At 57.8% G+C, this 21,223-nt stretch carries 16 protein-coding genes and 1 tRNA gene; 11 read left to right on the top strand and 6 right to left on the bottom strand.

Going from position 1 to position 21,223, the window contains the following annotated elements:
* Positions 1–36: 36 nt before the first annotated feature.
* Positions 37–5,490, bottom strand: coding sequence for an acyl-CoA dehydratase activase-related protein (locus tag ACUIAG_RS00190; protein WP_445339775.1), 5,454 nt, complete (start codon positions 5,488–5,490; stop codon positions 37–39).
* A gap of 504 nt (positions 5,491–5,994) precedes the next feature.
* Here ACUIAG_RS00190 and xseA point away from each other — a divergent pair.
* Complete coding sequence (gene xseA, locus ACUIAG_RS00185; protein WP_445340404.1) at positions 5,995–7,269, top strand: exodeoxyribonuclease VII large subunit; 1,275 nt, start codon at positions 5,995–5,997, stop codon at positions 7,267–7,269.
* Positions 7,270–7,374: 105 nt separating this feature from the next.
* On the top strand, positions 7,375–7,698 hold the full coding sequence (locus ACUIAG_RS00180) for an exodeoxyribonuclease VII small subunit (RefSeq protein ID WP_044097639.1): 324 nt from the start codon (positions 7,375–7,377) through the stop codon (positions 7,696–7,698).
* Between the two features lie 7 nt (positions 7,699–7,705).
* On the opposite strand, the gene ACUIAG_RS00175 is transcribed toward ACUIAG_RS00180, so the two are convergent.
* Entirely contained in the window at positions 7,706–8,731 is a 1,026-nt protein-coding gene (locus ACUIAG_RS00175) for an endonuclease/exonuclease/phosphatase family protein (protein ID WP_445339774.1), read from the bottom strand.
* A 209-nt stretch (positions 8,732–8,940) separates the two neighbouring features.
* Here ACUIAG_RS00175 and ACUIAG_RS00170 point away from each other — a divergent pair.
* Both ACUIAG_RS00170 and ACUIAG_RS00165 read left to right on the top strand, forming a co-directional pair.
* Positions 8,941–9,013 (top strand) — tRNA-Arg (locus ACUIAG_RS00170).
* Positions 9,014–9,179: 166 nt separating this feature from the next.
* Complete coding sequence (locus tag ACUIAG_RS00165) at positions 9,180–10,049, top strand: class I SAM-dependent methyltransferase (protein ID WP_445339773.1); 870 nt, start codon at positions 9,180–9,182, stop codon at positions 10,047–10,049.
* A gap of 288 nt (positions 10,050–10,337) precedes the next feature.
* Here the strand turns inward: ACUIAG_RS00165 and ACUIAG_RS00160 are convergent, their stop codons facing one another.
* Positions 10,338–11,192: a helix-turn-helix domain-containing protein gene (locus ACUIAG_RS00160; protein WP_445339772.1), complete on the bottom strand. Its 855-nt coding sequence runs from the start codon at positions 11,190–11,192 to the stop codon at positions 10,338–10,340.
* A 728-nt stretch (positions 11,193–11,920) separates the two neighbouring features.
* Between ACUIAG_RS00160 and ACUIAG_RS00155 the strand changes: the two genes are divergently transcribed.
* Together ACUIAG_RS00155 and ACUIAG_RS00150 are read left to right on the top strand one after the other, a co-directional pair.
* The gene (locus ACUIAG_RS00155) at positions 11,921–12,370 is read left to right on the top strand and encodes a MarR family winged helix-turn-helix transcriptional regulator (protein ID WP_445339771.1); all 450 of its coding nucleotides are present in this window, start codon (positions 11,921–11,923) and stop codon (positions 12,368–12,370) included.
* Positions 12,367–13,794 carry an MFS transporter gene (locus tag ACUIAG_RS00150; protein ID WP_445339770.1) on the top strand — a complete coding sequence of 476 codons (1,428 nt, stop codon included), beginning with the start codon at positions 12,367–12,369 and terminating at the stop codon, positions 13,792–13,794. Before ACUIAG_RS00155 ends, ACUIAG_RS00150 begins: the two co-directional genes overlap by 4 nt.
* Positions 13,795–13,807: 13 nt before the next feature.
* Here ACUIAG_RS00150 and ACUIAG_RS00145 read toward each other — a convergent pair whose 3' ends face one another.
* From ACUIAG_RS00145 to ACUIAG_RS00135, 3 genes are read right to left on the bottom strand one after another with little or no spacing between them, the layout of a single operon-like run.
* A complete protein-coding gene (locus ACUIAG_RS00145) occupies positions 13,808–15,961 on the bottom strand; it encodes a glycoside hydrolase family 127 protein (RefSeq protein WP_445339769.1) in 2,154 nt (717 codons plus the stop codon).
* A 14-nt stretch (positions 15,962–15,975) separates the two neighbouring features.
* Positions 15,976–17,277 (bottom strand): oligopeptide:H+ symporter, encoded by a 1,302-nt coding sequence (locus tag ACUIAG_RS00140; RefSeq protein ID WP_445339768.1) that lies wholly within the window; start codon positions 17,275–17,277, stop codon positions 15,976–15,978.
* Positions 17,216–17,476, bottom strand: a complete 261-nt coding sequence (locus ACUIAG_RS00135) for a hypothetical protein (protein WP_445339767.1) — start codon at positions 17,474–17,476, stop codon at positions 17,216–17,218. Before ACUIAG_RS00135 ends, ACUIAG_RS00140 begins: the two co-directional genes overlap by 62 nt.
* 265 nt (positions 17,477–17,741) lie before the next feature.
* Between ACUIAG_RS00135 and ACUIAG_RS00130 the strand changes: the two genes are divergently transcribed.
* The 5 genes from ACUIAG_RS00130 to ACUIAG_RS00110 all read left to right on the top strand — a co-directional run bounded on the left by ACUIAG_RS00130 (position 17,742) and on the right by ACUIAG_RS00110 (position 21,113).
* On the top strand, positions 17,742–18,593 hold the full coding sequence (locus ACUIAG_RS00130) for a helix-turn-helix domain-containing protein (protein WP_445339766.1): 852 nt from the start codon (positions 17,742–17,744) through the stop codon (positions 18,591–18,593).
* A 135-nt stretch (positions 18,594–18,728) separates the two neighbouring features.
* On the top strand, positions 18,729–19,259 hold the full coding sequence (locus ACUIAG_RS00125; RefSeq protein WP_445339765.1) for a hypothetical protein: 531 nt from the start codon (positions 18,729–18,731) through the stop codon (positions 19,257–19,259).
* 23 nt (positions 19,260–19,282) lie between these two features.
* The gene (locus ACUIAG_RS00120; RefSeq protein ID WP_445339764.1) at positions 19,283–19,783 is read left to right on the top strand and encodes a hypothetical protein; all 501 of its coding nucleotides are present in this window, start codon (positions 19,283–19,285) and stop codon (positions 19,781–19,783) included.
* Positions 19,784–20,073: 290 nt separating this feature from the next.
* On the top strand, positions 20,074–20,610 hold the full coding sequence (locus ACUIAG_RS00115) for a Panacea domain-containing protein (protein WP_445339763.1): 537 nt from the start codon (positions 20,074–20,076) through the stop codon (positions 20,608–20,610).
* The gene (locus ACUIAG_RS00110) at positions 20,607–21,113 is read left to right on the top strand and encodes a Fic family protein (RefSeq protein ID WP_445339762.1); all 507 of its coding nucleotides are present in this window, start codon (positions 20,607–20,609) and stop codon (positions 21,111–21,113) included. Before ACUIAG_RS00115 ends, ACUIAG_RS00110 begins: the two co-directional genes overlap by 4 nt.
* Positions 21,114–21,223 lie beyond the last annotated feature (110 nt).

Genomic DNA, 21,223 nt, shown 5'->3' with positions numbered 1-21,223 from the left:
CGGCGGGTTAGCCCGGAACCGGCCTCGGCCTGGCGGCTACAGGCTCTCCAGAACCTTCTCCTCGTCCTGGACGGGTGCTGCCTGCCCAGCATCCCGACCGGTCGATCCAGATACCTGGGGTTCGACGTTGGCCCTGTGGTCCTGGCTGAGCTTTTGCTGGTCGCCCGGCTTCTTGGCGGCGGCGATCATCAGCTTGATCCTGTTGAGCTGGTTGGCCTCCGAGGCGCCAGGATCGTAGTCGATGGAGACGATGTTGGCCTCGGGGTAGGTCCGGCGGATCTTGCCGAACATGCCACGTCCTGTCACATGGTTGGGCAGGCAGGCGAAGGGCTGCGCACAGACGATGTTTGGGGCGCCGGACTGGATCAGCTCGATGATCTCGCCGGTCAGAAGCCAGCCCTCTCCCGCCTGAACGCCCAAGGAGGTGACCGAGGCGGCCTTCTCCCTCAGGTCGGTGATATGAGCGGGAATGTCGAACTTCCCATGAGAGGCCTTGAAGCCGGCGATCATGGGGGCACGGTAGGCATCCGCCGCCTTGAGGACGATCTTCTTGACACCTACTGGTCCGCCTGTGCCCAGCATCTCCTCGTTCCATTCAGCATTGGAGATGCCGTTGACCATGAAGTCGCAGACACCGGGGAGTACAGCCTCGCAGCCCTGGCTCTCGATCAGGTCGACCACGTGGTTGTTGGCATCAGGATGGTACTTGACCAGGATCTCTCCGACTACACCCACTCGAGGCTTGCGGGGGATATTGCGCAAAGGCAGCTGGTCAAAGGCCCGGATCATCCGCTTCATCAGCGTGCGGTAAGGCAGATATCCATGACCGTAGACCTTCTTGGCGGTCTTGGAGTACCCGTGGTGTTCGATGGTCTCCTTGCAGATCGTGTCCCAAAGCTTGTAGAGCCTGTTGGCCGAGCCGGGCTCCTGCTCGTAGGGGCGGACCCTGAGCAGGCACTCGATCATGGCATCGCCCAGGTAGAAGGCCTTGACCGCGCGGTGCAGCAGGGCAGGGGTTACCTGAAGGCCCGGATTGGCCTTGAACCCCTGCACGCTCAGCGTGATGATCGGCACGTAACCGTAGCCCGCATCAGCCAAGGCCTTGCGCAGAAGGCCATAGTAGTTGGTGGCCCTGCACATGCCGCCGGTCTGGGTGACGATGACCGCGCACTTGTGCGGGTCGAACCTGCCGGACAGGAAGGCGTTGACCAGCTGCCCCACCACGATGATGGCCGGGAAGCAGGCATCGTTGTTGACGTACTTGACCCCGGTGTTGATGTCTTCCGCCGTGGCATGCTTCAGAAGCTCAAAGTGGTAGTCGGCGCTGGAGAAGACCGCCTCCAAGAGAGAGAAGTGCACAGGCGACATCTGCGGCGCGACCACTGTAAATTTGTGCCCCATCTCCTTGGTGAAGCGATGCTCAGTGGCGTACTTGGACAGGGTCGGCTTGGCGACGGCTCCGCTAGCCTGGACATCCTTGACCTGTTCAGCCGGACGCTCTGTCGACTTGCTTTCGACTTCCTGCCCCTTCTGCCGCGAGGCCATGGTCTCCCGGATGGGCCTGATGCCCATGGGATGAAGACCGATCAGACCCTGATCGCTCTTATCGTGCAAAGCCACGAACCGTGCCAGAGCCACAATGTCGGCCTTGCGCTGGGACAGGCTGATCTTCTGCGCGTTGGTGGACCGGAACCCATCGGATGCCGGCTTGTCAGACGCATTCGCATCCACTGCTTCAATGCTGTCTGCAGACTCTTGAGAACCCTGAGAATCAGATGATTCCTCCGCCTGAACCAGGTCAGGCAATGGGTCAGCATCCTTGACCGCGACCTTGGCAGGCGCCTGATCCTTGGCCGGGGCTTCCTCCTGGGCAATATCCCGTTGATGGCGTTCATCCATGGCGGCCTTCAGCGAGCGCAGACGGATCTTGGCAGCGCCCAGGTTGGAGACCTCATCGATCTTCAGCTGCGTATAGACATCGCCCTTGTCAGCCAAAATCTCCTGAACCTGGTCAGTGGTGATGGCATCCACGCCGCACCCAAAACTGACCAGCTGGACCAGCTGCAGGTCGGGATACTCGGAGACAAACCTGGCTGCGGAATAGAGCCTGGAATGGTAGGCCCACTGGTCTGTCACCCTCAAGGGCATTTTCTGATGGTCGTCGCCGAAGCTCGGCACGGTCTTGCGGAACTTGGCGGCCGTGGGGTTGTTGGAGGCCAGGGCCCGCTCCCCCGCCGCCGGGATGATGTAGTCGCTCAGCTTGGGCAGTTTATGCACGTCCAGCTCGCAGATCGAATCCTCTGAAAGCACGGCCATGCCCAGGGAGCAGATGGTCTCGGGAATGCCGTGGTTGACCTCGGGGTCCACATGGTAGGGACGGCCCGACAGAACCACGCCCTTGACTCCGTACTCCTGCATGTAGGCCAGGGCACGGAGCCCCTCCTGGCGGACGTCCTCCTTGAAGCGGGCATCCTCACGGTAGGCCTCCTGGACGGCCGTCCGAGCCTCCTCCTCGCTCACCTTGGCCCAGTCGAAGACCTTGACGATCCGCTCGACCATCTTCTCCCTGTTGGACAAGTTGAAGTAGGGCCGCATGAAGCGGACGCCGTTCTCCTTGAGCTCGGCCATGTTGGCCTCGATCACCACCGGGTAATTGGCCACGATGGGGCAGTTGTAATGATTGTCCGTATCGGGAACCAGCTCCTGCTCATAGGTGACGCAGGGATAGAAGATGGTCTTGATGCCCTTGTCGACCAGGGAGTGGATGTGCCCGTGGACCAGCTTGGCCGGGTAGCAGATGTTCTCGGAGGCGATGGACTCCATCCCGCTCTCGAAGAGCTCGTGGTTGGACCGCCCGGAGATCATGACCCGAAAGCCCAGGGAGGTCAGCAGGGTGAACCAGAAGGGGTAGTCCTCGTACATGTTGAGCACGCGAGGAATGCCGATGTCGCCTCTGGTGGCCTTGTCCGGGGTCAGACGACGGTAGGCGAAGGCCCGCTTGTACTTGAAGTCGTAGAGGTTGGGCCTGTCGGAGCGCTTCCTGTTCTTGTCGCCGCCACGCTCGCAGCGATTCCCGGTCACGTAGCGGCCGCCGTCCTCGAATTCGGTGATGGTCAGCTTGCAGTGGTTCTGGCAGAGCTTGCAGACATCGTGGGTGGTGGTCATGGAGAGGTTGTCCAGATCATCCCCTGCCAGAATGGAGCTGACCACATGGCCGTCTTGCACCTTCAGGTCAGGCAAGGTCGCCTTGAACCCCTGGTCGTTCTTGGAGGCAATCTTGTTGACGGCGGCCGGTGACGACTTTGGCTTGGTGGAAGTCGGAGCCTTATTGGGGGTGGTGGGCGTGCTGCCCACGGACTTCGTCCCGTTGGCCATGTGGGAGCTGGCAGCGGTCAGATCCTCGACCTCTTCATTCTGCGGGCAGTGCATGCGGGCCGTCAGTGCAGCACCATAGGCTCCCATGAGCCCGGCGATGTTGGGCCTGGTCACCTTGCGACCGGTCAGGAGTTCGAAGGCCCGCAGGACGGCATCGTTGAGGAAGGTCCCTCCCTGGACCACGACCACAGGCCCCAGGGCGTTGGCATCGCGCAGCTTGATGACCTTGTAGAGGGCATTCCTGACCACCGAGTAGCAGAGCCCGGCGGCGATATCCTCCGGGGAGGCGCCCTCCTTCTGAGCCTGCTTGACCGAGGAGTTCATGAAGACCGTGCAGCGTGAACCCAGATCGGTCGGTGCTTCGGAAGCCAACGCCTGCTTGGTGAACTCCTGGATGCTGATGCCCATGGACTGGGCGAAGGTCTGCAGGAAGGACCCGCAGCCGGCCGAGCAGGCCTCGTTGACGCAAATCGAATCGATGACCCCGTCGTTGACGGCGATGTACTTCATATCCTGCCCGCCGATGTCGATGACCGAGGTGACTCCGGGGCTGATCTCCTCGGCGGCCCGGTAGTGGGCCATGGTCTCGACCACGCCCTCGTCAATATGCAGACCAGCCTTGACCAGGCCCTCACCATATCCGGTAGCGCAGGCACGGGCGATGTAGGCACCCTCGGGCAGGGACTTCCTGACCTCCTTGACGATGTTGGCAGCGGCAATCAGGGGGCTGTCCTTATGCACCCCGTAGGTGGACCAGACGATGGTCTTGTCGTCGTTGATCAGGACGGCCTTGATGGTGGTGCTGCCTGCATCGATACCCAGGAAGTGCGGCCCCTGGGCTCCGGACAGGTTCCCGGTGGGGATGACCTGGGCACCATGACGGTCATTGAACTCCTTGCGCTCCTCCTCGTTCAGGAAGAGAGGGCGGATCGTTCTGGCTGTGGAAGGCATGTTCTCCAGGCCCTTCAGGGCGGAGAGGACGCCATCCAACGAAGTCAGATCAAAGTGCATATCCTGGTTTTTGCTTGCATCCTTGGTGGCCTCGGTCGCCTGAACCTTATTCTCACCGTTCACCAAGGTGGTGGTGCGGCCATCCTGCATGGCATCCTGCAGAGCCATCTTGTCCAGGTTCGAAGCCTTCTCCGACCGTGCCTTGTCAACCTCCGCCTGGTCCAGTCCCCAAGCAGGACCGAATGGGTCGTTCACATCGGTTTCTGGCGAGTAGTCGGTCTTGACATGCGCAGCGCTGTCCTGGCCATCCTGGTCGTGACGACCAGCCATGATGGCGGCGCCGTAGGCCACGTAGAGGTGCGCATTCTCGGGAATGATATAGCGGCTGACCCTGTCCTGGAGGATCCGCTTGAAGGCTTCCCTCAGCTCGCTCATGAAGAAGAGAGGCCCGCCCAAAAAGATCACGTTGCCACGGATGGGACGCCCGCAGGCCAGACCGGAAATGGTCTGTGTGGCAACGGCGTTGAAGATTGATGCGGCCAAATCCTCCTTGGCGGCTCCGTCGTTGATCAGAGGCTGGAGATCGGACTTGGCGAAGACCCCGCAACGCGATGCGATGGGATAAATGGTCTTGTACTTGGAAGCCATATCGTTCAGGCCGGAAGCATCGGTATTGAGCAGGGTGGCCATCTGATCGATGAATGCTCCGGTCCCGCCCGCGCAGGACCCGTTCATCCGCTGCTCCGGAGTGGGCTTCAGATAGGTGATCTTGGCATCCTCGCCGCCCAGCTCGATGATCACATCCCCTTCGGGATAGGTTGCGTTGATGGCCTCGGTCTCGGCGATGACCTCCTGGGCGAACTCAGCCTGGAGCTGGCTGGCCAGTTCCAACCCGCCCGAGCCGGTGATCACCAGGCTGATGGGGTTGCCGGCCAGACCAACCCGCGACAGGGAAAGCTTGATGTCGGTGACCAGTTCCGCCACGCACTGACGCACATTGGCATGGTGGCGGCGATAGTCGCTGAAAAGCGCCTGATCCAGCCTGTCCCCTGTGCCGAGAACCACTGCCTTGACTGTGGTGGAACCGATGTCCAAACCCACACGCAGGAGATCCCGCGGTCCTGTGCCCTTGAATCGACCCGCTATGTCGACGCCATGAGACATGAATCAACCTCAATCCGTGAGACCGCCGCATGATGGGTTCGAAAAGCAGACACCACATCATATCCGGCTTACTCTATTTATGCTACCGCCAGATTGTGAACAGCCTCTCCGATATCAAGGAATCAAGGCTGTCACCTTTGACACAGCCGCCAGCAAACCTCCCTTGGAACAGGCAGGACGCAGACCAAAGCAGGCGTATCAAGGCATTGGTTACAACTCTTGTCCTCCACGCTTTCACCTCAGCCTCGTTCTTCTCTGAAACAGAAAATGCCACTGTGCCCATGGCGAAATCAGCTCGGAAGCAACCGATATATGCCTGCGAAAGGCCTGCAGAGGTTATGAACTTGTCCCCGTATTGAGAGACCCTGAAAGGACGTTTCCTTCGCTGACCAACCCGAATACCATCCTGTACAGGCTATGCCGGATGAGCTGGTCAGGCTGGCGGAACCGATGGTCAGGAGGCATCAGGTGCGAGCATACATTGGTTCGAACGTGCGCGGGTCGATGGGTGCGCCGACTGGCTCAGCCCCATCTGGACTGGCCCCCAAGCCCTTGGATCAGCTGCCCCGTCTGGCACGCGATACCACCGAGGAAGACCCCTGGCCGGTCAGTGTACTCAGCCAGAAGTACCACGACGCAGTGGCCCGCTGGCCCGGAGCCTGGGTGGAGGGTCAGATCGTAGAGATCAACACCCGCCGGACCGGTTCGGCATATCTGACCCTGCGCGACAACTTCGAGGACATCTCAATCAACGTCATGGGCTTCCGCGCCTTCGCCACCCAGGCCAGGGAATTTCGCCAAGGCGACCGGGTGGTGGTGCACGGGCGGCCCGACCTGTGGATCAAACAGACCCGTCTGAGCTTCATGGCCGACCGGATCAAGCGTGTGGGCACCGGTGATCTGAAGGAACAGATCGACCAACTCAGACGCAAGCTCAAGGGCGAAGGCCTCTTCGACGCAGAAAACAAGGTTCCCCTGCCCGAATTCCCCCGGCGCATCGGGCTGATCTGCGCACCCAAGGCCAGAGCCGAGGGGGATGTAATCACCAACGCCCGTCTGCGCTGGCCCACCATCGAATTCTCGGTAGTGCACGCCCACGTTCAGGGACCTCAATGCCCGCCCGAGGTGGTCGAGGCCATCCAGAAGCTGGATGCAGATCCGGCTGTGGATGTAATCATCGTGGCTAGGGGCGGGGGCAGCTTTGAGGATCTGCTGGGCTTCTCGGACGAGTCCGTGGTCCGGGCCACGGCGGCCTGCGTCACCCCCATCGTCTCGGCCATCGGCCACGAAGACGACTGGACCCTGATTGATCTGGCGGCGGATCTGCGCGCCTCCACTCCTACCGACGCAGCCAAGCGGGTGGTGCCCGACCTGGTCGAGCAGGAGGGAATCATCCAGGAGGCCCAGATGCGCATAAACGCGCGTATCGAAAATATGGTCGAAGGCGAGACACGGCTGATTGAGGGATACGCCAACCGCCCCAGCCTGACCAAGCCGCAGACCATGCTGGACAAGCCCCAGCGGCTGGTCGATGAGTCCCTGGTTCGCCTGGACATCGCCCTTCGACGGATCGTGGACGACGCCTCCCTGACTGTGGAGAAGCTCCAGTCCTCGCTGACAGCCCTCTCTCCCCAGTCCACGTTGGACCGTGGATACGCGGTCGTGCAGACCCTGGACGGGAAGGTGGTCGTCAGCCCCCAGCAGGTTCAGACTGATCAGGATCTGACCCTGACTGTCAAAGAAGGCCGGATAGAGACCAGGGTCGTCAGCGGGCAGTGACCGGTCCGACGGAATATGCCGCGTATGATCATCCGCGATAACCATCCACATCAACAGAAATTTGATAACGCACCAGATAGAAATCAGATAAGAAGAGGAGCAGGCATGAGCGACACCGACGAGGAGCAGACCAAGGAGCAGGGCAAGGAACAGCCGGTACTGGCTTCGGCCCTGAGCCAGAAGGAACGCGAGACCATCGCCAAACTGCCCTATGAGCAGGCCCGGGACCAGCTGATCCAGGCGGTTCAAGCGCTGGAGGCCGGCGGTCTGGATCTGGATGCCTCCATGCGTCAGTGGGAGATCGGCGAAGCCTTGGCCAAGCGTGCCCAGGAGTTGCTGGGCCAGGTGCGGGCCAAGCTCGACGCCGCCCAGCAGGAGCAGGCCAGCGCCGGAGCCCAGGCCGGCACCCAGTCCAACCTGGATGCCTGAGAGCCCTCTACTCCACCATCACCGTGGCCAGTAGAGCCACATGATCCGAACCAGCGATAGGTATGGTCTGCAACCGGTTGGCCCTGATGTCACGGTCCACCACAACATGATCGATGGCCGCCAACCTGGGCAATGGGGCTCGATTGGCCGGCCAGGTCATGCTCATGCCATGCCCGGCCTGACGCGCCCCATCACTGAACCGCTCCCCCAGCATGTCTCGGAAGACCGCATGATCATAGGTGGCGTTGAAGTCCCCCATCAGCACGTACTGAGTGTGCTCGTGCTTCCGCAGTTTTCCCAGGTCGGACACGCTGCGTCGCCAGGCATTCCAACTGCCCGGTTGCGGCGAGGTGGTGTGGACCGAGACGAATCTGACGCTGGTCTTCCCCCTGCCGAAGTCAATGCTGGCCGCTGGCATCATGGAAGAGCTAGAACCCACATCGTCCTTTGAAGGCGACTGCATCGGCGCGGCCGTCCAAAGACCGTTGGCATATTCTTTCGAAGATGTGGAAAGCTGCTCGTGAGGCAGATAGCGGTCGATGCCGGCCTTGTGCAGACGGTCCACAAAATCCTTGCTGACCTCCTGCAGAGCCAGCACCTCCACTCGGTTGTCGCTGACAGTCTTGACTACCTGATCGGCATCGGCCTGACCCTTATAGACGTTAAGTGTCATAACCCGGGCCACGTCGTCATAGCGGTCGGGATGCTCAAGGGCCATGAGCTGATCAGCTTGGCCATTGAGCTCGGATCCTTCCTGGTAGAAGGGGTACTGCCAGTAGACATTCAGAGCCAAGGCGCCGATAAGAACCAAAGCCGTAAACCATCTTGAAGCCATAAGAGCCAGGACCAGGGCCAGCAGGCCCAAGAGGATGAACCAGGGCGTCAGAGCGGCCAGATCCGGCAGGTATGGAATCGATGACAGCCATGCCGGGCAGGCACGCGCCGCTAGGGCCACCAAGCTGACCAACGCCAACAGCCTGGCCACCCACCCAAAGATATGCTTCACCAGGAAGGACTGTCTGAATCTCGCCATGGTCTCCTCCAGCAAATCATCGCCAACCCGGTCCCCCTCTTAGGGATGTATAGTCAGTTCGACCGTTGAGCAATTGTAAGCCATGAACGTATAGTGGGCTGGAATAGGGAGCCAACTTCTCCAGGAAGAGCATGGCTACAGGGCCTCCCCCTGGGCCTGCACACCAGCGACCTGCCCAAGTCCCACTTCGTGGTACAGTAGTTTCCGTTGCCCCGGTAGCTCAGGGGATAGAGCACTTCTCTCCTAAAGAAGGTGTCGTGCGTTCGAATCGCATCCGGGGCACCCTATATTTGCCAACGAAGTGGATATTCAGGATAATAAAAAGTTGCATATTCGCGCATGATTGACATGTCTGCGCAAATCTGAACTTGAAAAACTAGTTTTGGACACTGTCCGGCTCGATCACTGCTGATAAGCCTCACCAGAAAGGAACACCATGTCCCATCAAATGCACCAGAACGAGGATGTAGAGGATAATCTCCTCAACTGGAATGACAGGGCAGTTGTGCATGCCAACGGTGGCTATGGAGACCTTGACGCTTTTGCGGATGACCCATCGGCCCTGTCGTCGGTAACCCTGCGCGATCTGGAGGTTTTGAAGCCCCATCTGCCAGAACACAGCATCAAAGGGTTGCACCTTTTGCATCTGCAATGCCATATAGGCTCTGATACCATCTCATGGTGGCGCTTGGGAGCACGAGATGTATATGGACTGGATTTCTCCCCCACCTCGCTGGATTATGCCAGGAAACTGTCTGAACGGGCCGGAGCATCCATAACCTATGTTCAAAGCGATGCTCGTTGCGCTGCCGATGCCATGCCTGATCAGAAAGGCTCGTTCGATGTAATCGTCACCAGCTGCGGAACCATCACCTGGCTTCCCGATCTGAAGGACTGGGCTCGTTCAATCGCCTCCCTGCTAACAGATGGTGGAATATTCATGATCCGCGACAACCATCCCCTGCTTTTTGCCTTGAACAACGAGGGCATGTCAATAGTTCAAGATTATTTTGGTGGGACAGAAACAACCTATGAGACGGATCAAAGCTACACGTCAGCAACCGACTCGCTCGAGGATGGGACAAAACCCCAAATTACCCACACCACCAATCACAATTGGGCTCATGACTTCCAGGAAATAAGCAGCGCTCTTCTGGATGCCGGACTGACTATAGAGGCCATCGGCGAGCATAATGTGGACGACTGGCAGTCACTGCCAATGCTTGAGTACAGTCCAGATCTCCAGGGATGGATCATGCCCCACAATCAGCCTCAGATCCCCCTGACCTTCTCGATGGTAGTCAGAAAGAAAGCCTAACCGAGCATGTACGAGCGTGGTTTTGCTTAGACATGATCTGACTTGGCCCGGCGGGCCGTTCAGCAGATTGACTGCTGTTAATTCCGTTGCAGTATAAGTTGCGCAACGGAATTAACAGCAGCATTCCACACCGAATTACGATAACGAATTATTGTTCACTTTCAACCCGCCTATGTCGAGGGACAGATCCGTGGACGGCCAGGCTGTAAGAATGTGCAAAACGCGCATTTTAGAAATGCGTTTATACAGGTAAGCCGCTGGCGCCGACAGCCCAATCACTCCTGTCAGTCACCCGCCCTGCTTGAGTCTGCGATACTTCATGGGTGTCATGCACGTACTCTTCTTGAAGGATGCACACAGTGAGGATTCGGATGTGAAACCGCACTGCTGACAAATCTGTCGTATGGACATCCCGGTGTTTACCAGCAAATACTGCACCGCATGAATCCGGGAATCCACCAGGTAGGCATGGGGCGTGATGCCGGTCTCCTGCTTGAACAATCGGATGAAGTGGTACTCGCTCAGAAAGACCCGCTTGGCCAGCTCGGAGACGGTGAGCGGCTCATACAAGTGGGAGGACACATAAGCGATCGTGTCCTCAACCACCTCCTCCTGCTTTCGTTTGAAGGATCGCGGCTGCTCATCGGCAAACTCGGTGAGCAGGTCGGTGATGTATTTGGACATCCTCGCTTCCGAATAGCCGTTTTCCGCCGTCATCAAGGAGGTAATGGTCCGCATCCGCTCCAAGGCGTAGGTCTCGGAGGAAAGCATGAAAACGTTGCTTAGCTTCCTGATGATGTAGTCGTAGTAGGGCCGAGCCATGATGCCGTCGAAGTGGAGCCATTGGGCGGTCGTTGGGACATCGGTGCCGTAGGCATGGTGTGCGTAGCAGTTGACCAGCGCAAACCGGCCCTCCTCAGCTACGAACGAGCCTTCGGGCAGACCCAGCGTCAGCCTGCCGTTATCGATATGAATGATCAGATAACTGTCAAAGGACCGACGCTCCAGCCTATAACCGGGTTCATAGGAGAATTTACCCACCCGAAGCGGATAGAAAAAGGTCGTTCGCGCAATAGCCGAAGGGGTATGAATCAAAAAGTCAGAAGCATTGACATCGATGCCGTGTTCAGCAGGCTTCGCCATGATGTACCCTCCTTTCCGCACGAATCACTTTCCGCACGAATCACGACAACCGCTCCTGACGACCTCTAAACGAACTCAGGACTATGAAAGCAACCGGTGGCTTCGACCTTACGCATGAAGCCACGAGACAACACATACATCAGCCATAGTGTTTCATCCTTGCCGATATGGCAATGCCGTGGTCTCATACTCAAACAATACAAGGCAACGGCAAGGTTCCCATTTACTTTAAGAAGATCAGTGTACGGTGAAGCCCCGCTGCTTAGCACCTTCCTTAAGGTGCTTCTGCCAGGCACCATACCTTGCTTCAGACTGATTTTCTTGTCGGTATAGGCAGAACCGGCGTCGTCAGCGAATACGGTCCGCGTATAGACCTCGAAAGGCGCAGTGGCGCGACCAGGGATCACATCGCTTGCCGCCTTGGCACCAACCCGACGACGGTAGCTGAAATACTGATCATTTGGATAACTGTTCTGAATGCAGCTTGGGTCCTACAGGCCTGCCATCGCTCAGATGAGGGGCAAAGTTATCGAGACTCAAAACTGCAGACAAATTGGACTTGGCCTCTGTCCACAGAAATTACCACCCGGCAGAATCTCGCAAAACTCAGAAACAAAGGCGAGCCTTCCGAAGACTACGTCGACAACCTATATATACGCACACATGCGCTTGTCCATACCCGGGAGATTATTCATTAGGTAGCTAACAATCTATCCGAAGGAGAGCCTTTGACCGGAGACTACGGCAAGCGAATCAAACGGGCAGCCAACCTCATGTCACGATCCATGGATGCCTACGCGGCTCAATACGGGCTGACCGGCACCCAGATGTCCATCATCGACTTTCTGGGCGAGTCCCAGGACCACACCCAGCGGGACATCGAAATGGAATTCGACATCCGTCCGTCCACAACGACAAAAATCCTGCAGCGAATGGAGGCCAGTGGACTGGTCACTACCAAACGCGACCCCAGGGACGGCCGCCAACGCATCATTGCTCTCACCACCAAGGCTCGGAGCCTGCAGAAAGCAGTGCGGAACTATATAGATGACCAGCAAAAGGCCATGGAGCGCCCGTTCGAACAGCGTGATCTGGCTGCCTTTGAACATGTCCTGGCCAACATCATCGCCTTGAATTCCGACGATCCCTCCCAGGCTGGAAAGGAGTTTCGCTCATGAGCGCAATCCAAGCAACGCAAGCACAAAGCACAGCAATCCCCCGCAGGGTCATTGGCGCGGTGGTGGCCACTGGCATCATGTCCTTCTGCGGCGTGATTGTGGAGACGGCCATGAACATCACCTTCCCAGCCCTCATGAGCCATTTCGGCATCGGGACCTCCAGCGTTCAATGGATGACCACCCTCTACCTGCTGGTCGTCGCCTCCATCACCCCGCTCTCAGCGGCCCTCAAACGCCGATTCCGCAGCCGGACCCTCTTTCTGTGCGCCAACCTGCTCTTCCTGACCGGACTGGTCATCGACGCGCTGGCTCCGGTTTTCCCTCTCCTGCTGCTTGGAAGGGCCATACAGGGATTGGGCACCAGCATCGCTCTGCCTCTCATGTTCAACATCATCCTTCAGGAGGTTCCGACAAAACGCATCGGCACCATGATGGGCGTAGGCACCCTGATTACGGCCATCGGACCAGCTGTCGGCCCCACCTTCGGAGGTCTGGTAGCAACCACTATCGGATGGCGCTTCGTCTTCATCATCCTGATCCCCATACTCATTATTTCCCTGGTGACCGGACTGGCCTGCATACCTTCGGTCCCAGTAAAGGCAGACGACGACCAGGCCGAACTGGGTTCGCTTGACGTGTTCCTTATGGTCCTGGGCTTCGCAGGTTTGATCTTCGGCATCAGCAACGCCTCGGCGGGTTGGCTCTCCTGGAGATTCAGCGGTGCGCTGGCCCTGGGGCTTATAGCCCTGGCGGTGTTCACCCTCCGCGCCCGGCACCAGGCCCAACCGATCATCGATGTGCGGCTGTTCACAGACAGCCGCTTCTCCCTGCATGTCGGCGCCTATATCCTCTTTCAGATCAGCGCCCTGGCCCTCTCCTTCATCCTGCCCAACCACCTGCAGCTGGTTGATGGCTGCACCTCTCTGCAGGCCGGACTGGTGGTGCTACCGGGCGCAGCGATCGGAGCCGTTCTGGCCCCGCTCTCTGGCAGGCTCTACGATCAGCTGGGCCCGCGCATTCCCATCATCAGCGGCAGCCTCGTTTCCTTGATCGGCCTCCTGGGATTTGCCCTGACGGCCCGTCGACTGACAGCCGTGGCCATCCTGATACTCTATATTTTCTTCATGCTGGGCATCGGGCTGAGCTACGGCAACATCATGACCAACGGCCTGCACAGGCTGAGCCAGGAACAGCAGGCCGACGGCAACGCCATCTTCAACACCGTCCAACAGTTTGCCGCAGCCATCGGCAGCAGCCTGGCGGCGACCATCGTCGCAGCAGGCCAGGCCGCAGTCGCAGACCGACGGCTGGGCACCATCAACGGCTCCCAGCATGCCCTGATCCTGCTGCTGGTCGTTGGCACCCTGGAGGTTCTGTTGATCCTGGCCGCCCTGCACCGCTCACAGAAACCGCAGCGTGCTTGAGGGATGGCGGCCTTCAATCCACGTCCAGGAAAACCCTCATCTCGTTTTCGCCACGATTGGACCAGGCGAAATAGGGAATCAGGGTGGCTGTCGTCGGCATGCGACGGACAGGTTGCCATTGACGGTAGAGCGGAGCAGTATCAGCTCCCTCTGCTGACTCCCGCCAGGCGGGCATCTGCAGTCTGACCATGCTGCGGCTGATCTTATCGACATGGCCTTCGGCCTGAGGATCGTCGAGATACGCTCCTGCCTGGAAAATGAAGGGCTCGACTTTCACACGGCTTGCATCATCCGACAAGGCGCTGCCGTCCAGATGCAGCAGGTGCAGATTGCCCCCGTTGTCCTTTTCCTCGGCACAGTAGACTATGGGTCCCCTGGTCACCGCTACCTTGCCTGCATCCTGACTGACCAAAGGGTTGGCGGCAACGACACGTACTGGCATGTCGAAGTCGATGTCGATTCGATCACCGTGCTTCCAGGAACCGGAAAGGTAGAGGTATCCCTGTTCCACACGTCGGCTGATGGCGTTCGAGGAACCTTGGCCTGTGTGGACTGTCACCGCATCTGCAGCTGCATCGCCTCCAGCCCAGGAAGGCAGACGGAGGGCCAAAGTGGTCTGACCGTCGCCGGAAGCCTCCACCTCTAGGCTGATTCGACCCTTCCAGGGCAGTTCCGAATGCACCCGAAGAGCAATCGACCGCTCTCCTAGATCCGCCTGAATCCTGCCGCCGATGTAGAGGTGTACAAAGAGCGTGGACCCATCTTCGGCCAGAGTGTAAGCGTAATCCTGCACCGATTCGACCAGCCGTGCCAGGTTGGGTGGGCAGCATGCGCAACCGAACCACCGTTTGCGCACGATGGGCACGTAGCTGTAGCGGGGATCCTTGTTCAGCTTGGTCTGCGGCCTGACCTCGAGGGGATTGCCATAGAAGAAGCTCTTGCCATCCATGGCCATGCCGTCGAGCACTGTGTTGTAGAGGGCCAGCTCCATCACGTCGGCATATTCGGACCTGGGCTCCAGCTGCAGCATTCTCCGCGCAAAGAAGACCAGAGCCACAGAGGCACAGGTCTCACAATATCCGGTGTCGTTGGGCAGGTCATAGGCATAGGAGTGCGATTCGGCACCCGCGTCGGCACCCACCCCTCCCGTGACGTAGAGTTTCTTGTCAACAATGTCACGCCAGAGGGCATGCACCGCCTCATTCAGTGCAGGGTCCTCGGTCAGCCGGGCCACATCGGCAGCTCCGGCGTACAGATACCCGGCCCTGACCGCATGACCCACGGCTTGACGTTGCTGAGCCACCGGCTCATGGGCCTGGTAGTAGGCATAGGGTGCTGGCCTGCTGTCGTCGACAGTGAAGTCGGCATGCTCATAGTCTGCCCTCTGCCGATCCTCCTGCTCGAAATAGAGGGGGCTTGTTCCCCGCTGATTTACAAAGTAGGCCGCCAGGTCCAAATATCGCTTGATTCCGGTGGTCTCGCACAGGCGGATCAGAGCCATCTCGGCAATCTCATGACCCGGATAGCCATGCAGCTGATTGTCGCCCGGCCCGAAGGTCGCGGCTACATAGTCGGCGAACCGCTCGGCCGCATGCAAAAGCTTGGTCTTGCCTGTGCCCTGGTAATAGGCGATGGCACCTTCAATCAGATGGCCCAGGCAGTAGAGCTCATGATGATCCTTGAGATTGGTGAAGTGCCGGTTCATCCCGTTGAGGATGTAGTAGGTGTCCAGGTATCCGCTGTCTAACTGGGCCGCACAGACGATGTCGATGGCCCCGTCTGCCAGGCGCTCCAAATCGGCATCCGGATGATGCGCCAGGGAGTACCCCACGGCCTCCACCCATTTGGAGAAGTCGGTGTCCTGGAAAACGTAGCCATAGAACTTGTCCGGATCGGGATGATCCGGGTCCTCCGGCAGGCAGTGGAAACCCTGATTGGTGTAAGTCGGCGGCTGGAAGTCTCCGCTCCCCTCCTGCCCATTCAGCCTCTTGTTGAGCGCGGCGGCGGCACGGAAGTTGTGCATGCAGTAGCTGGGCGAAGCACCAGGCACCTGGTCGTTGAGGGCCCTCCATTGGTAGGGCAGGACCGCTGTTCTGACCAGCTCCTGCTCGGCTGACCAGAAGGGGTCGTCGACGCTGGCCTGGCTGATCTCAATAGGCCCGCTCATATTGAATTGCTGACTCATGCTGCCATCTGCCTTTCTATGTGACGACTGAAGACGGTCAGCACCAGCGCAACGGCCACCAAGGCCACAGCCACAATCGGGAAGAGATAGACCTGCTGGTCGGCCGTCTGGAAGAATTTGAAGAAGATAATGGCAATGGCATTGCCGATGGCTGCAGTCTGGTTCCATGCCGTCTGCAACTGGGTCTCATAGGACTCAGGAGAAAGCCCGGAGACCAGGGAGCTGCCGATCGGACCGACAAGCTGGTCGGACAAGGCCATGAAGGCGTAGTAAATCAGCACCCGCCAGAGGGAGTAGCCGGAGGATCCGCTTCCGCCCAAAATCAGGGAGGGTATGGTCAGCGTGAAGAAGGCCAGGGCCGTGACCAGCAAACCCATACCATATTTATAGGTGGTCCGGATCGACCCAGCACGTGTCTCAGTCCATAGGAAGATGAAGATAGGACCCGCTATCAGATCCAGGATCATGTAGATGACCTGGAGCGAGCCCGGGGCGATAGTGATGCCGAAAATCACCCGGTTGATCTTCTTGTCCAGGAAGATGGCGATGGCGCTGGTCAGTAGTGTGCCCCCTAAGGCCATGACGATCTGTGCGAAGAAGAACCAGAGAAAGGCCCGAAGGTGGGTGTGGTCGCGGGCCGTCAGGTCCTTTTTGGCGAAAAGGTTGACCAGGAAGCACAGGGGCACTACGAAGGCGAAAGTGGTGACGGCGTTGATGATGGCATTCAGGTTGAAATGCTTGGTCAGCACCAGGGCGGCGACGACCAGAGCCAGCACAACCAACCCGATGACCAGACCCTTGAGTATCCGTTCGCGCTCCCGGACCGACAGGGGCTTAATCGGAGCCTCGCCCAGGGGTCCGAAGAACCGATACTGGGTGAAGAAGATGGCCGCGCCGTAGAGAAGAGCGAAGACCCCTGCCACAGCGAAGCCGATATGGTAGTTGCTCAGACCAATCTGGCCAACCACGACCGGGGTAATGAGCCCAGCCACCGTGTTGGCGAACTGGTGAACGGTGAAGGCCGCGTCGCGCCTGCGAGCGTCCTCCTTGCGGTAGAGCTGCCCGGTCAGGGAGGCGTTGGACATCCCCATGATGGGCATGGACAGCAGCACCAGGGCGATGTAGGCCATGGTCTGCCCGAAGACCTGACTGGTCGGCGGTATAGCCAGGATGAAGAAGGCTATGGCCTTGAGCAGGTTCCCTAGTATTAGCGCCTTACGCATTCCAAGGACCCTGTCAGACAGCCAGCTGCCCACGATATTGAGCAGTCCGTTGGCCGCACCCATGGCCGCGATCATCAAAGCCGCATCCCCTTGGGAGAACCCCAGCCCCTTGGAGAAGGGGGGTGTAGAGGTAGTAGATCATCAGGGCGTAGAAGGCGCCCCAGGCGGCAGAGTTGCAGAAATTGCCCAGAGCCGGGGTCCCGATGGCACGAGGGTGTCCGAAGAAGCCCTTGTCGTCCCTGACCTCTTCCAAGGTGCTCTCTGTGTGTTTCATGATTGCATCGCTCCCGGAATGGTGGTGAATTTATAGAAAAGGTGGATTATTTTGAGGTATAGATTCTTTACAGCCACCTGGGTCACCGACCCCTGCGCTGGAATGACCCAGTCTGCCACAATCGTCCCGTCTCCTTCTGACGTGCCTAGGCTCCACTGCCTATGCTGTCTTCAATGGTAGCGATGGTGAACTTCGTGTTCGGTGGCCTAGAATTCACAATACGTGGAGAATTTTTACCGATTCTTCTGACGAGAGGTCGACTTTCATGACATTCTTCTTTGACCAGGCAAGCCAGCCCCAACCTGAACTGGTATCTGCCGGGACCTTCATCGGCGAGCCAGGCTGGCAACACAGCAGACGCATCATCAGCACCTTCGAAATCATCTGCAACATCCGAGGCATACTGCCACTGCAGATTGGCGATACGCGCTACATGGTCGGGCCCGGCACCTTCCTGATCGTCCCTCCCAACCTGGAGCACAAGGGATTCCGCACCATCACCGAGAGCCTGAAGTTTGATTGGATGCATTTCAGTCTGCCCGGCCTGACCCCAGTCGAGGGCACTGGCGATGACCCCAATGTGGATGAGACTTCGAGCATCCTCCTGCCCGCCTACAGTGAGAATCTGCTCATGGATCGAATCACCGTCATCACCAACCAACTGCTGGACGTCTGCCAGATGCACGGCGACCAACGCTATCTGAACGCCATCCTGGCCTGCGTGCTCTATGAAGTGACTATGCAGACCAGGCAGCTGCTGCACACCCAATCCATGAATCTGCACGAGCTGCAGCCGGTGCGCGACTGGATCCGCATCCACGCTCTGGGACCCATAAGCCTGGGGCAGATCGCCAACTACTTCAACTACAACAAGAGCTACCTGTCTCGCAAATACCGGCAGAAGTTCGGCATCACCATTTCCCAGGAGATCGAACGCTTCCGTATGGAGGCGGCCAAGTCGCTGCTGGTGGAGACAGACGACACAGTGGAAAGCATCGGGGCCATCGTCGGCTACAAGGACGACAAATACTTCATGAAGGTGTTCAAACGCTGCACCGGCATCAGCCCCACACGCTACCGCAGAACCTTTCATCAGCGCCACTTCAACTCCCACTGAACCCGACCGTAGGGTTGAGCGAAGGGAACAATAGGTGGTTTTTATTGACTCAATGGTCCCCGCCAAAGAGGTTTCGCCCACAAGTCCCATAGGATGAAAGCAACAAGGTGATTCCGCAATGAAGGGAGATCCCCAATGCCTCATACCAATCCACCCCGGGTGATTTTCAGCCAGATGATCGATTCTCGACGCATCGAACTCTACTGGGACCAGGAGGTGAAAGGAGCCGCCGATCCCCAGCACTTCCGCCTTTCCTTGGACGGGCATCCCCTGCCGCTGATGGAGAGGACCGACGTGGAGTGGAACCTGCTCAACGTCTATGAACCCATCAAAAAACGGTCCACGCTGATCACCAGGGAACCCTTGGATTTCACTGTCTTGGGACGCCTGACCATACGTGCGGACGCGGCCATCGTCAACCGACAAGGCCAGCATGCCGACCCGGAGGTCGAGATCGTGATCAACAACTGGCACTATCAATACACCCAGCTCACCAACTGCCGCTGCGGCATCCCCATCGAATCGTCGGATGACGTCAAGCACCACACCTGGCTGCTGGCGGCCGACCTGATCGACACCATGCTGTCCTCATCGCCGCAGGTTGCCCAGACCATGACCACCGAAGGCGCCAGGGTCGCCATCTACAGGCTGCACGAGGACGTCTAGAGCACCGCGGCGGCGCCCAGATCATGGATCGGCCTGTCGAAGGCTATGGTGGCATGATCGGCGACCCGGTCACATCCATCTCCGCCGCCAACATCGAACGCATCACCGAGGGCGTGCACCAGACCCGCTATCCCAACGAGTCCATACTGGCCCATGAATTCGGCCACGCCATCCACCTGTTGGGCATCAACCGCCTGGAGGATCAGAGCCTGGCCCACCGGATCCAAGCCGCCTATAGTCATGCACAGGAGAATGATCTCTGGCCCCACACCTACCTGATGGGCAACATCGAGAAGTACTTCGCCACCCTGACCTCCATGTGGTTCAACGTCATGGCCGAGAGCGACGACGACACCTGGGACGGTGTCCGAGGCCCACTCAACACCAGGAACGAGCTGCGCGAATACGACCCGAACGGCTACGACCTGCTGGCGGACATCTATCCGCAGACCACACTGCCCTACCCCTGGAGCACCAACCCGGTCAACCACGACTACAGCGGACATATGAACCAGCTGCCCTGAGGGCGCTCGAACCTGGACAGCCCACTAATCAACAGCCGCCAATTGATTGCACATTAAATAACTCAAACGATCCAACTACGCTTGGCCAAAGGATTACCAGTACTTCATAAACTGAAACCGCACTAGATTCGTCACAAATATTCCGGGTAAAGAATAAGTGACAACTTACATTTTGCCAAAAACCGTGGCCTCTTTTATCCACTCAAAGTGGACAACTATTTTCCAGAATTGACAACAAGCATAAAATGATATTACACACATTAGAAATGTATGACGGGAGGTGAATAGCAATGCCTGCATTGACAATTGCTAATATGTTAATTTCCAAGCATCAGAAGGACCTTTATCTGACCAATATGAAAATTAACAAGTTGGTTTACTTTGCACAGGTTGAATGCCTCCGAACACGTGGGCATAAGCTCTTCGATGAGCCTATACAAGCATGGGAGTACGGCCCTGTGGAACCAAGCGTTTATACAGCATTTAGAAAGTATGGTTCAGATCGAGTCACTGCTCCAGCAATATCAGAGGATCATAATCAGGCCAATTCCTTAACAGACCTCCAAGAGGCAAAGGATGTGATTCAAAGGGTGGTCGATTTATACGGACCATTGGCAGCCTTCGAACTTGTGGACTATTCACATCGCAACGGTTCCGCTTGGAAAGCTGTGTATGAACCCCGCAAGAACAACGAAATTACCGAAGAGGCCATACTCAGATCTCACGATGGCATTGATCATCCTGATTTGCGCAGGACCTTGGCCGGTGGTGTTCGTGCGGTGAATGAGCGATTCCCCAATGCGCTGAAACTGTTGAAGGACTCATGAAGAATGAGAAGTTGGATTGGGCGGCCATAGCGCCGCCCATTATCCTCAGCGAAGAGGATTGCAAAGAACAAGCCAGCAGAATCTTTGATTTGCACAAGCTAGAAATACAGAAAACCGGTGGTTTTAGTAAAAGCGACATTCGGGGTGAGCAGAAACAACGACTTGAAGTTGAGAGCAAATTGCTCACTTCAGTTTATACAGTCTTCTGCATCTGCTTTGGCGTGAGCCCTGCTGAGCGATTTAAATTCACGGACATTTTCGATCAGGTAAGCAGGTTCGCAGAAATGCTGGCAAAAGACCATATTTTTGGTGACGGCAACAAAAGAACTGCCATGCGAGCTTCGCTTTCTTTTCTTTTCAGAATGGGTATCGAATTGGATATTGACGATTCAGACGAACCTAAGCGCAATGGCATGTATCGCTGGATACAAGAAATGGTCAGCGGACAGAAGACATTCAATGAACTGGCCGCACAACTCAGAAATGCAGCCAGACTCATATGAATTTTCGAGCAATTGTTTCTGTATTGGTAAATAGCCGGTAAGAAAACAATGTGACAAGCACACGCCTTCAGAGACTTCCTCAAAGCAGATCTCAATTCCTGTTGAGATTT

Source organism: Bifidobacterium sp. ESL0825 (assembly GCF_052606465.1).
This window is presented reverse-complemented; position numbering and strand designations above follow the sequence as displayed.